The sequence below is a fragment of the Mycobacterium sp. 1164985.4 genome, assembly GCF_001668575.1.
In the GTDB taxonomy this organism is placed as follows: Bacteria; Actinomycetota; Actinomycetes; order Mycobacteriales; family Mycobacteriaceae; genus Mycobacterium.
In genome coordinates, this window is sequence record NZ_LZMD01000061.1 from 171,687 (window position 1) to 183,402 (window position 11,716).

Annotated in this window: 9 protein-coding genes; all 9 read right to left on the reverse strand. The window is 70.8% G+C overall.

All coding sequences use genetic code 11. The features are described from left to right. Nucleotides 1-14: 14 nt before the first annotated feature. Nucleotides 15-1,154 carry a cell division protein FtsZ gene (gene ftsZ / locus A5650_RS11995; protein WP_067089734.1) on the reverse strand — a complete coding sequence of 380 codons (1,140 nt, stop codon included), beginning with the start codon at nt 1,152-1,154 and terminating at the stop codon, nt 15-17. Nucleotides 1,155-1,351: 197 nt separating this feature from the next. Continuing rightward, the gene (locus tag A5650_RS12000) at nt 1,352-2,284 is read right to left on the reverse strand and encodes a cell division protein FtsQ/DivIB (RefSeq protein WP_067290972.1); all 933 of its coding nucleotides are present in this window, start codon (nt 2,282-2,284) and stop codon (nt 1,352-1,354) included. Next, entirely contained in the window at nt 2,281-3,684 is a 1,404-nt protein-coding gene (gene murC / locus A5650_RS12005; RefSeq protein ID WP_067291025.1) for a UDP-N-acetylmuramate--L-alanine ligase, read from the reverse strand. The genes A5650_RS12000 and murC overlap by 4 nt, the downstream gene beginning before the upstream one ends. Nucleotides 3,685-3,722: 38 nt before the next feature. After that, nucleotides 3,723-4,790 (reverse strand): undecaprenyldiphospho-muramoylpentapeptide beta-N-acetylglucosaminyltransferase, encoded by a 1,068-nt coding sequence (murG, locus tag A5650_RS12010; protein WP_231992600.1) that lies wholly within the window; start codon nt 4,788-4,790, stop codon nt 3,723-3,725. A 95-nt stretch (nt 4,791-4,885) separates the two neighbouring features. Next, nucleotides 4,886-6,400, reverse strand: coding sequence for a putative lipid II flippase FtsW (gene ftsW / locus A5650_RS12015; protein WP_067290978.1), 1,515 nt, complete (start codon nt 6,398-6,400; stop codon nt 4,886-4,888). Between the two features lie 6 nt (nt 6,401-6,406). Then, nucleotides 6,407-7,882, reverse strand: coding sequence for a UDP-N-acetylmuramoyl-L-alanine--D-glutamate ligase (gene murD, locus A5650_RS12020; protein ID WP_156744103.1), 1,476 nt, complete (start codon nt 7,880-7,882; stop codon nt 6,407-6,409). Then, nucleotides 7,875-8,954, reverse strand: coding sequence for a phospho-N-acetylmuramoyl-pentapeptide-transferase (gene mraY, locus A5650_RS12025; protein WP_067290984.1), 1,080 nt, complete (start codon nt 8,952-8,954; stop codon nt 7,875-7,877). The genes murD and mraY overlap by 8 nt, the downstream gene beginning before the upstream one ends. Then, nucleotides 8,951-10,489, reverse strand: a complete 1,539-nt coding sequence (locus A5650_RS12030) for a UDP-N-acetylmuramoyl-tripeptide--D-alanyl-D-alanine ligase (protein WP_067290987.1) — start codon at nt 10,487-10,489, stop codon at nt 8,951-8,953. Before A5650_RS12030 ends, mraY begins: the two co-directional genes overlap by 4 nt. After that, a partial coding sequence (locus A5650_RS12035; RefSeq protein WP_067291028.1) for a UDP-N-acetylmuramoyl-L-alanyl-D-glutamate--2,6-diaminopimelate ligase occupies nt 10,486-11,716 on the reverse strand: 1,231 nt, incomplete at its 5' end. The genes A5650_RS12030 and A5650_RS12035, both read right to left, overlap by 4 nt.

Sequence of the window (11,716 nt, forward strand, 5' to 3'; positions counted from 1 at the left end):
CCAGTATTGCCGGATCAGTGGCGCATGAACGGCGGCACGTCGACGTCGTCGTCATCGTCCCCGCCGATACTGACCGTCGCGCCGTTGGTGTGCACCGGCACGCTCGCCGGATCCGCGGGCTCGAACAGCGATGTGCTCACCTTGCCCGCCTTGCCCGGGGTGATGCCCTGCCCCTCGGCGGGACTCACGACCGGTTTGCGTCCCGGGCCGGCGGAGTCGAAGCCGGCCGCGATCACCGTCACCCGTACCTCGTCGCCGAGCGAGTCGTCGATGACCGTGCCGAAGATGATGTTGGCTTCGGGATGCGCGGCGTCCTGCACCAGCGAGGCGGCCTCGTTGATCTCGAACAGGCCCAGGTCGCTGCCGCCGGCCACCGACAGCAGCACGCCCTGCGCGCCCTCCATCGAGGCCTCGAGCAGCGGCGAGTTGATCGCGATCTCGGCGGCCTTGAGGGCGCGGCCGTCGCCGCGGGCCGAACCGATACCCATCAGCGCGGTGCCCGCCCCGCTCATCACGCCCTTGACGTCGGCGAAGTCGACGTTGATCAGGCCAGGCGTCGTGATCAGGTCGGTGATGCCCTGCACGCCGTTGAGCAGCACCTCGTCGGCGCTGCGGAACGCGTCCATCAGCGATACCGCGGCATCGCCCATCTGCAGCAGCCGGTCGTTGGGGATGACGATCAGGGTGTCGCAGCTCTCGCGCAGCGCCTGAATCCCGTTCTCGGCCTGGTTGCTTCGCCGCTTGCCCTCGAAGGAGAACGGACGCGTCACCACGCCGACGGTCAGGGCGCCGAGCTTGCGCGCGATCGACGCCACCACCGGCGCACCGCCCGTGCCGGTGCCACCGCCCTCGCCCGCCGTCACGAACACCATGTCGGCGCCGCGCAGCAGTTCCTCGATGTCGTCCTTGGCGTCCTCGGCGGCCTTGCGCCCCACCTCGGGGTCGGCTCCGGCGCCGAGCCCACGCGTGGAGTCGCGACCGACGTCGAGCTTGACGTCGGCGTCGCTCATCAACAACGCCTGCGCGTCGGTGTTGATGGCGATGAACTCCACGCCCTTGAGGCCCTGCTCGATCATCCGGTTGACGGCGTTGACTCCGCCGCCACCGATGCCGACCACCTTGATGACGGCGAGGTAGTTGTGTGGGGGGGTCATTGCGATCCCTTCCTCCCAGGTTGTCCGACGACACGCCGAGTTTTGGCAAACCCTAAACCTCAACCAGAGGGTTATAGTTATGTCAAGTTGTTCCGCGCAACCAGAACGGTAGGGCGAGGTCGCGACCTAGCGATGCAGGCGCGCCGACACGCGCGACAAATTTTTCGCGCAACTTCCAGCGCCGATCGAGTGGCAGGTCACTTCACGGTCGGCAGGTCGGGGCTCGACACGTCGTAGGTCTTGCCCGGCTGAGTGAGCAGAGCGCCGAGCTTGAGCGCCTTCTCCTCGGTCCGGTCGGTGGTCCCCCACACCACCTGTCGACCGTCGGAGAGCTGCAGGGTGATGGCCGCGACCGAGGGCGCCGCGATGCGCGCGACCTGCTCGGCGACCTCCGGGCGCAACGACGTCATCACCTGAAGCGCCGCCTTGGTCGGCTCATCGTTGGGACCGGGATTGTCGGTGTCGATGTATGGCACGCCCGGCGGCGGCACCCCGACGGCGAAGTCGACGCCGTCGCGGTCGAACAGATGCGGCCCGTCGGGATAGTCCTTGACCACCACCGGTACCCGCTCGACGACGGTGATCCGCAGTGTCGACGGGTACTGACGCTGGACGCGCGCGCTGGCGATCCGCCGGATCGCGGCCACCCGTTCGGCCACGCTGTCGGTGTTGACCTGCAGCAGCGGCGTGCCGGGCGCGACGGCGGCCGCCGCGACGACCTCCTCCTGCGTCACCGCACCCACGCCGGTGACCACGGTGTTGCGCACCGCCATGACCGGCGTGAAGTACAGCAGCAGCCCGAGCCCGACGACGATGACACTGATCAATGCCGACCACATCAGCACCTTCAGGCCGCGTACCGTTCCGCGCCGCAGCTTTCTGCCGTCTCCCGGAGGCTTGCCCATCACCCGCCGCTTGGCTTCCCTGCGTGCCTGCTCGATCGCCATTGCCCGGGCCTGGGCGGCGCGGCGCTCCTCACGTTCCCGGCGCGCCCGTCGCCGCGGCCCCTCGAAATCCGGTGCGGCGGCGGATGTCTCGCCGGCCTGCGGCGTCTCCTCGGCCGACGGTTCGGCAGGGTCCGGGGACTCCTGTGCCTCCTCGGCCGCGTTGGGGTCGATCGGACCGGTCATCGCGACCCCGGTGTGCTCCGGTTGGCCTTGATACGCAACGCGGTGAGAATCTCCGGGCCGAGCATCGTGACATCACCCGCACCCATCGTCACCACGACATCACCCGGCGCGGCGGCCTCGGCTACCCGCGCCGCCACCGCGGAGAAGTCGGGCACATAGGTTCCGGGCACGCTGATGTGCTCGACGATGCTGGCGCCGCTGACCCCGGCGATCGGCTGTTCGCGGGCGGCGTAGACGTCGAGCACGAAGGCCTCGTCGGCGCCGTCGAGAGCCTGGCCGAACTCGCGAGCGAATGTCTGTGTGCGCGAATACAAATGAGGTTGAAAGACGACGATCGACCGGCCGCCGGCCTGTTCGGTGACGGTGCGCAGCGCGCTCAGCGTCGCCCGCACCTCGGTCGGGTGGTGCGCGTAGTCGTCGAAGACCCGCACGCCATTGGCCTCACCGACCAGCTCGAAGCGACGGCGCACGCCCTCGAATCCGGCCAGCCCGTCGAGCACGGCGTCGATCGGCGCGCCGGCCTCGATGGCCGCCAGCACCGCGCCGATCGCGTTGAGCGCCATGTGTCGTCCGGGTACCGCCAGGCGCATCACGCGTGGGTGCGATTCGTCGGCGAACTGGATGTGCGCCACCGCGCCGGTGTCATGCTGCTCCCAGCTCAACAGGGTGCCCTGCAGCGGGAGGCTCGGGTCGCTGCCGTAGCGCAGCACCCGGATGCCCAGCTCGGCGGTGCGCTCAGCGAGCGCCGCGGCGCCGGGGTCGTCGGTGCAGACCACCAGCGCGCCACCGGGTTTGAGCCGTTCGACGAAATCGTCGAAAACGGCTCCGTAGGCCTCGGCGCTACCGAAGAAGTCGAGATGGTCGGCCTCGATGTTCGTCACCACCGCGACGTCGGGGTGGTACTCCAGCAGCGAGCCGTCGCTCTCGTCGGCCTCGGCCACGAAGCAGTCACCGCTGCCGTTGTGCGCGTTGGTGCCCGCCTCCCCGAGATCGCCGCCCACCGCGAACGACGGGTCGAAACCGCAGTGCTGCAACGCCACTATCAACATCGAGGTGGTCGTGGTCTTTCCGTGCGTCCCGGTCACCATCAGCGTGGTGTGGCCGGCCATCAGCTTGGCCAGGACCACCGGCCGCAGAATCACCGGGATGCCGCGTCGACGCGCCTCGACCAGTTCGGGGTTCGTCTTGGGGATGGCGGCGTGGGTGGTGACGACGGCCGTCGGCCCGCCCGGCAGCAGGTCCAGCGAGGAGGCGTCATGACCGATCCGGATGGCGGCGCCGCGGGCCCGCAACGCGGCCACCGCCCGCGACTCCTTGGCATCCGAACCCGATACCAGCCCGCCACGGTCCAGCAGGATGCGTGCGATACCCGACATGCCGGCACCCCCGATGCCGACCATGTGCACGCGCTGCAACTCCTCGGGTAACGACTTCGGTTTCACCGCAGCCTCTTTCGGCTCTCGGCGTGCGCGACTTCCAACGCGATCTCGGCGACCCGTCTGGCCGCGTCGCGGTGCCCGGCCAGCGCAGCGGCCGCCGTCATGGTCTGCAACCGGCCGGTGTCGGTGAGCAGATCGACGACGGTCTCGGCGACGAAGGCCGGCGACAGGTCGGCGTCGTCGACCATCAGCGCGCCCCCGGCGTTGACCACCGGCAGCGCGTTGAGTCGTTGTTCGCCGTTGCCGATCGGCAGCGGGACGTACACCGCGGGCAGCCCGACCGCGGTCAGTTCGGCGACCGTCATCGCCCCGGAGCGGCAGATCGCCACGTCGGCGGCGGCGTAGGCGAGGTCCATCCGGTTCAGGTACGGGACGGGAACGTACGGCGGGTCACCGTCGGCCGGCTCGCGCAACTCGAGGGTGTTCTTGGGACCGTGCGCGTGCAGCACCGAGATACCGGCCGCGGCAAGATCTTTGGCGGCCCCCGAGACCGCTCGGTTCAGCGACTGCGCCCCCTGCGATCCGCCGAACACCAACAGCACGCGGGCCTCGGGCGCGAAACCGAAGTGGGCACGGGCCTCGTCACGCAGGGCCATGCGGTCCAGCGACGTGATCGCCGCACGCACCGGCACGCCGACCACCTCGGCCGGCCTGCCGAGTCCGGGGTCGGCGACGGCCGACAGCACGCGGAGCGCCGAGCGGGCGCCGACCCGGTTGGCCCAGCCCGCGCTCGCGTTCGCCTCGTGCACCACCACCGGCACCCGTCGGCTGCGGCGCACACTGCGCGCGGCCAGGTAGGCGGGCAGCGCGACGTAACCACCGAAGCCGATCACGACGTCGGCACCGACCTCGTCGAGCACCGTCCGGGTCTGCCGCACCGCCCGCCGCACCCGCAGGGGCAGCCGCAGCAGGTCTCCGGAGAGTTTCCTGGGCAGCGGCACCGGCGTGATGAGCTGGAGGTGGTATCCGCGCTCGGGCACCAGCCGGGTCTCCAGCCCGCGCTCGGTACCGAGCGCGGTGATCCGCACGTCAGGGACGAGGTCGGTCAGCGCGTCGGCCACCGCCATCGCCGGTTCGACGTGTCCCGCGGTGCCGCCGCCCGCGAGGACCACGGAGACTCCCCGGTCGTCCCCCGGCCGCCGAGGGACGGAACCCGTGTCGTTCACCCGTAACGCTGACCTTCCAGTGCGCGCCGGCGGCTTTTCTCCGCGCGGCCGCCTCCATGATGCCTTGCCGCCCGGACGGGCTTACCGGCCGTCTGGCGTTTGCGTGCGGGCTTGGGCGCCTGCTTCGCCGCCGGCTTGGGAGCCCGGGCGCGCTTGGCCTTGCCGGGTTTGCCCAAGCGTTCGGCGCCGCGCCTGCCGAGCCGCTCCCTGGCCACCTCGATCCGCGGCGGCACATACGCTGCCGGCAGCGGCAGCCGCAGCAGGCTGTTGACCCTGTCCTCGCGCCCGGCCCGCAGCGCCGCGACCGCCTCCGGTTCGTGGCGCGCCGCGCTCGCCATGATGCCGATCATCAGAAGCGTTGTCGCCGTTGAGGTTCCACCGGCCGAGATGAGCGGCAGCTGCAGCCCGGTCACGGGCAACAGGCCCACCACGTAGCCGACGTTGATGAACACCTGGCCCATGATCCACAGCGTCGCGGTGGCGGTGAGCAGGCGCAGGAACGGATCGGCCGAACGCCGGGCGATTCGCATGCCGGTGTAGGCGAACAGCCCGAACAGGCACAGCAGTCCGCCTGCGCCGATGAAGCCGAGCTCCTCGCCGATGATCGCGAAGATGAAGTCGTTGTGCGCGTTGGGCAGGTAGTTCCACTTGGCCGCGCCCTGGCCGAGACCGTCGCCGAACACGCCGCCGTTGGCCAGCGCAAACCGGGCCTGCCGGGCCTGATAGCCCGACCCCTGCGTATCGGCGGCGGGGTTCAGCCAGGACTGCACCCTCGCGGACCGGTAGCCCTCGGCCATCGCCAGCACCGCGGCCGACACCACGACCATGAACAGCGAGGACAGGAACACCCGCAGCGGCAGGCCGGCATACCACAGCAGGCCCAGCAGGATGATGCCCAGCGACACCGTCTGCCCCAGGTCGGGCTGGGCGACGATGAGCGCCAGCGCGACGAAGGCCGCGGGCACCAGCGGGATCAGCATCTCGCGCAGCGTGGCCTGCTCCATGCGGCGCGCGGCCAGCAGATGCGCGCCCCAGATGGCGAAGGCGATCTTGGCCAGCTCGGAGGGTTGCATCGAGAATCCGGCGATCACGAACCAGCCGCGGGAACCGTTGGACACGGTGCCGATTCCCGGGATCAGCACCAGAATCAGCAGCACGGTCGTCAGCGCAAAGCTCGAGAACGCCATGCGCCGCATCAGCTGCACCGGGATCCGCATCGCGAGGTAGAACCCGAACAGCCCGATGACCGTCCACAGCACCTGCTTGCCGAACACGGCCCACGGCGAGCCGTCCTGGTCGTACGAGTACACCCCCGACGCCGAGAGCACCATCGTCAAGCCGAGGGTGGTCAGCAGCGCCGCCACCGCGATGATCAGGTGGAACGACGTCATCGGGCGTCCCAGCCACGCCCCGACCCGAGTCCGGGGCCCGACGCCCGCGGACACCGGTTCGGCCGGTTTGTCTTCGGCGCCCGTCCTGCGGAGCCGCAGCCGGGTCAGGATGGTCGTCATCGGCGGCTACCGGGTCAGGGCGCGCACGGCATCGGCGAACGCGTCGCCGCGGTGGCTGTAGCCGCTGAACTGGTCGAAGGAGGCACCCGCCGGTGCCAGCAACACCGTGTCGCCGGACCGAGCGAGGTCGCGGGCGGCGCCGACCACTGCGGCCATGATCGCGTCGCCGGAGGGCTGGCCTTCGAGTCTGATCACACTAGTAGCAGCACTAACATCCGACCCATTTGTCCCTTGCACCCCAAAATCCTCCCCCGTCACAACCTCGATGACGGGGACATCCGGGGCGTGTCGCGCCAACGCCTCGGCGATCAGCGCCCGGTCCCGGCCGATCAACACGGCGCCGACCAGCCGATTCGCGACCGATACCAGCAGTTCGTCGACCGAGGCGCCCTTGAGCAGGCCGCCGGCCACCCACACCACGCGCGGGTAGGCGGCGATCGATGCCTGTGCGGCGTGCGGGTTGGTGGCCTTCGAGTCGTCGACGTAGGCGACCCCATCGACGGTTCCGATGACCTCGGCGCGGTGCCTGCCCACCTGGAATCCGGCCAGCCCGTCGGCGATCGCCGCCGGCGGCACCTCGACCGCACGGGCCAGCGCCGCGGCGCCCAGCGCGTCGAGCACCCCGACGGGGCCGGCCACCGGGATCGACGCCGCGTCGGCCAGTGCCCATCCGCCCTCGGGCGGATCGCCGAACGCGTAGTCGAGGAGTGTGCCGCCGGCCACGCCCAGTTCGCCCGGCGCGGGCTCCGCCAGCCGGAAACCGACACGGGTCGGCGCGGCCGCGGTCTCCAGCAGACCCGCCGCCACCGGATCGTCGAGCCCGGCAACCGCGACGCGTCCGTTGAGCACGCGGGCCTTGGCGTGGGCATAGGCGGCCATGGAGCCGTGCCAGTCGAGGTGGTCCTCGGCGACGTTGAGCACGACACCCGCGTCCGGACGCAGCGACGGCGCCCAGTGCAACTGGAAGCTCGACAGCTCGACCGCGAGCAGATCGGACGGCTCGGCGAGCACGTCGAGCACGGGGTTGCCGATGTTGCCGCACAGCACCGCCCGTCGTCCCGCGGCGACCAGCATGGCGTGCAGCATCGACGTGGTCGTGGTCTTGCCGTTGGTCCCGGTCACGACCAGCCAGCGCCGCGGCGGCCCGAACCAGCCCGCCTGGTCCAGCCGCCAGGCCAATTCGACATCGCCCCAGATCGGGACGCCCGCGGCCGCCGCCGCGCCCAGCACCGGCGTGGTCGGGGCGAACCCCGGGCTGGTGACGACGAGCGCGTACTCGCCGATGGTGGCCTCGGCTTCGGCGGTGGTGACCACCTTCGCGGGCGTGATCAGCCGTTGCAGGGCCAGCGGGTCGTCGTCGCAGATCGTCAGCCGCACGCCGGTGGGCTCGAGCACGGCGCTGACCGAGCGGCCGGTGAGGCCCGCGCCGGTCACCAGCACCCGCGCCCCCGGTAGCAGCGGCTCGACGGTCATGTCAGGCACCGACGGTGGTCAGCCACTCGCTGTAGAACAACGCGACGCCGAGCCCGCAGGCGATCGCGGTGAGCAACCAGAACCGGATGATCACCGTCGTCTCCGCCCACCCCACCAGCTCGAAATGGTGGTGGAACGGCGCCATCCGGAAGACCCTGCGGCCGGTGGTCCGGAACGCGAGGATCTGCACGACGACCGAGACGACCTCGGCGACGAACAGGGCGCCGAGCACGACGGCCAGCATCTCGGTGCGGCTGGCCACCGAGAGCCCGGCGATGATGCCGCCGAGGGCCAGCGAGCCCGTGTCGCCCATGAAGATCTTCGCCGGCGCGGCGTTCCACCACAGGAAACCGATGCAGGCGCCCGCGGTGGCCGCGGCGATGATCGCCAGGTCGAGCGGATCGCGCACGTTGTAGCAGCCGAGGCCCGGGCTGGTGGCGCAGGCGTTGCGGAACTGCCAGAACGTGATCAGCACGTACGCCGCACACACCATCGCCATAGCGCCTGCGGCCAGCCCGTCGAGCCCGTCGGTGAAGTTCACCGCGTTCGACCAGGCGCTGACCACCACGATGCAGAACAGCACGAACAGCACGGGCGGCAGTGTGACCGTAGCGATCTCGCGTACATAGGACAGTTCGGCGCTGCCGGGCGTCAGCCCGTCGGCGTTGCGGAACTGCAGGGCGAGCACGCCGAAGATCACCGCGGCGGCCAGGATGCCCACGGTCTTGGCCGTCTTGTTCAACCCGAGGTTGCGCGAGCGCCGGATCTTGATCAGGTCGTCGACGAACCCGACGACGCCGAGCGCGCTGGCCAGAAACAGCACGAGTAGGCCGGACGCCGACGGTCCGCGGCCGTCGATCACGACCCCGACGAGGTGCGTGCCCAGGTAACTGGCCCAGATGCCGGCGACGATCGCCACCCCGCCCATCGACGGCGTGCCGCGTTTCTTGGCGTGCGTGGGCGGCCCGTCCTCGCGGATCTCATGGCCGAAGCCTTGGCGGGTGAACAGGCGGATCAGTACCGGAGTGAGCAGGATCGAGACCGTCAGCGCGATGCCGACGGCGATGAGGATCTGCCTCATGCGTGCGGGTCCCGGGTTTCGGCGGGTCCGATATCGAGCAGGGCGTCGGCCAGCGCGCCGAGGCCGGCCGCGTTCGAGGCCTTCACCAGCACCACGTCGGACGGCTGAAGTTCGGCGCGCAGGAGGTCCAGCGCCTCGTCGGCGTCGGCGACCATGGTGGCCTCAGCACCCCACGATCCCTCCATCACCGCGCCGTGGTGCATGGCGCTCATAGTCCTCCCGGTTCCGACGACGATGAGTCGTGACACATCTAAGCGCACGGCCAGCCGGCCGATGCGGTCATGCTCGGATATCGCGTCGTCTCCGAGTTCGGCCATCTCGCCGAGCACCGCCCAGCTACGGCGGCCTCCACCTCCCCTGCGCTCCGCGCGTGGGCCCACGCGGGCAATCCACGCCAGCGCCTTGAGGCCCGCGCTCATCGAGTCCGGGTTGGCGTTGTAGGCGTCGTTGATGACGGTGACGCCGTCGCTGCGGGTGACGACCTGCATGCGGTTTTTGGACACCGGACCGGCGGTGGCCAGCGCTGCGGCCACCTGCTCGAGGGAGGCGCCGCACTCCAGCGCGACGGCCGACGCACACAACGCGTTGGACACCTGATGGTCGCCGTGCACGGCCAGCGCGACGTCGACCCGCTCCTCGCCGGCGTGCAGCGTGAACCGCGGCCTGGCCACCTCGTCGAGCGTGACCGCCTCGGCCCACACGTCCACGTCTCGGCCGCCGGGCTCCCGCGACACGCGCACGATGCGCGCGGCGGTCTTCGCGGCCATTGCGGCCACCGCACTGTCGTCGACGTTGAGAATCACCGCGCCGTGCACCGGAACCGCTTGTGGCAGTTCGGATTTCGTCTCGGCGATGGCCTCACGTGAGCCGAATTCACCGAGGTGCGCGGTGCCGACGTTGAGCACCGCCGCAATGGACGGCGGTGCGATCGCGGCCAGCGCGGCGATGTTTCCGCGATGGCGGGCCGACATCTCCAGCACCAGAAAGTCGGTGGACCGCGTCGCGCGCAGCACCGTCCACGGGTGGCCGAGCTCGTTGTTGAACGATCCCGGCGGCGCGATCACCTCACCGAGTGGGGCCAGCAGCGCGGCCACCAGATCCTTGGTGGAGGTCTTACCCGATGATCCGGTGATACCGATGATCCTCAACCCGCCGGCGACGAGCTCCGCGGCGACCGCCCCGGCCAGCTTCGCCAGCGCCGCGAGCACGGCCGCGCCGGAGCCGTCGACATCGTGTTCGAGCACCCCGGCCGCGCGGTCGGAGGTCTGCGGCGTCGGGTCCACGACGATCGCGGGCACCCCGACCGGCCGCGCGGCCAGCACGGCCGCCGCACCGGCCTGCACCGCCGTAGCGGCGAAGTCGTGTCCATCGGAGCGGGCTCCCGGTAAGGCGAGGAAGAGACCTCCGGGGGTGATGGCCCGCGAGTCGAACTCGACGGTGCCGGTGACCCTGACGGCCGCGGCGTCGGCCTCGGAGATGTCGGTGAGCCGGCCGCCGACGATCTCGGCGACCTGGGCGAGCGTGTAGTCGATCATGACCGGCGTCCCTCGAGGGCGCGCGCCAGTTCCTCGCGGTCGTCGAAGGGGCGCGTCACCCCGGCGCTGGTCTGACCCGCCTCGTGGCCCTTGCCCGCGACGAGCACCACGTCGCCGGGCCGCGCCCATGCCACCGCGTGCTCGATCGCGGCGCGACGGTCACCGACCTCGATGACCTCGGTCTTGCGTTGTTCGCCCACCGCCCCGTCCACGATCGCCGCGCGGATCTCGGCCGGGTCCTCGTCGCGCGGATTGTCGTCGGTCACCACCACCAGATCGGCCAGCTCCGCGGCGACGCGGCCCATCGGCCCCCGCTTGCCCGGGTCGCGGTTGCCGCCCGCACCGAACACGACCGCCAACCGGCCCTCAGTCTGCGCCCGCAGCGTCGACAGCACGGCCTGCAGGGCGCCGGGTTTGTGGGCGTAGTCGACCACCGCGAGAAAATCCTGCCCGCGGTCGACGGGTTCCATTCGGCCGGGCACCGTCGCGCCGCGCAGCCCCGGCGCGGCCTGCTCGGGTGATACGCCGACGGCGTCGAGCAGCGCGATCGCGAGCAGGCAGTTGGCCACGTTGTAGCGACCCGGCAACCCGATCCGCAGGCCGTGGTGCACACCCGCCGGGTCCACCGCGAAGAACTCCTGCGCGTTGCGATCGACGGTGCGGATGTCCTCGATGCGCCAGTCGGCGACGCGACCGGTCGCGCTGACCGTCACCGGATCGCGCGCCAGCCTGGCCATCTCCCGGCCCGCGTCGTCGTCCACGCACAGCACGGAAAGGTCTGCGCGGTTGCGGGATTCGGGATCGAACAGCCGAGCCTTGGCCTCGAAGTAGTCCCGCATCGTCGGGTGGAAGTCGAGGTGGTCACGCGACAGGTTGGTGAACCCGCCGACCGCGAAGTGCACGCCGTCGACGCGGCCGAGTGTGAGCGCGTGGCTCGACACCTCCATCACGACGGTGTCGACGCCCTGCTCGACCATCGCCGCGAGCAGGGCCTGCAGATCCGGCGCCTCGGGTGTGGTGAGGACGCTGGCCTGATCGCGTCCGTCGATCCGGATTCCGACAGTGCCGATCAGCCCCGCCACCCGCTCGGCCGAACGCAGCCCCGCCTCGGCGAGATAAGTGGTCGTGGTCTTGCCGGAGGTACCGGTGACCCCGATGACCCGCAGCCGTTCGGACGGCCGTCCGTATACCTCGGCGGCCAGCTCACCGAGCACCGAGCGCGGAGCC

Excerpts from the sequence above, each read along its gene's own strand:
- ftsZ (WP_067089734.1), bottom strand. The coding sequence starts at position 1,154 with ATGACCCCCCCACACAACTACCTCGCCGTCATCAAGGTGGTCGGCATC.
- A5650_RS12000 (WP_067290972.1), bottom strand. The coding sequence starts at position 2,284 with ATGACCGGTCCGATCGACCCCAACGCGGCCGAGGAGGCACAGGAGTCC.
- murC (WP_067291025.1), bottom strand. The coding sequence starts at position 3,684 with ATGGTCGGCATCGGGGGTGCCGGCATGTCGGGTATCGCACGCATCCTG.
- murG (WP_231992600.1), bottom strand. The coding sequence starts at position 4,790 with ATGGCGGTGGCCGACGCGCTGACCGACCTCGTCCCTGACGTGCGGATC.
- ftsW (WP_067290978.1), bottom strand. The coding sequence starts at position 6,400 with ATGACGACCATCCTGACCCGGCTGCGGCTCCGCAGGACGGGCGCCGAA.
- mraY (WP_067290984.1), bottom strand. The coding sequence starts at position 8,954 with ATGAGGCAGATCCTCATCGCCGTCGGCATCGCGCTGACGGTCTCGATC.
- A5650_RS12030 (WP_067290987.1), bottom strand. The coding sequence starts at position 10,489 with ATGATCGACTACACGCTCGCCCAGGTCGCCGAGATCGTCGGCGGCCGG.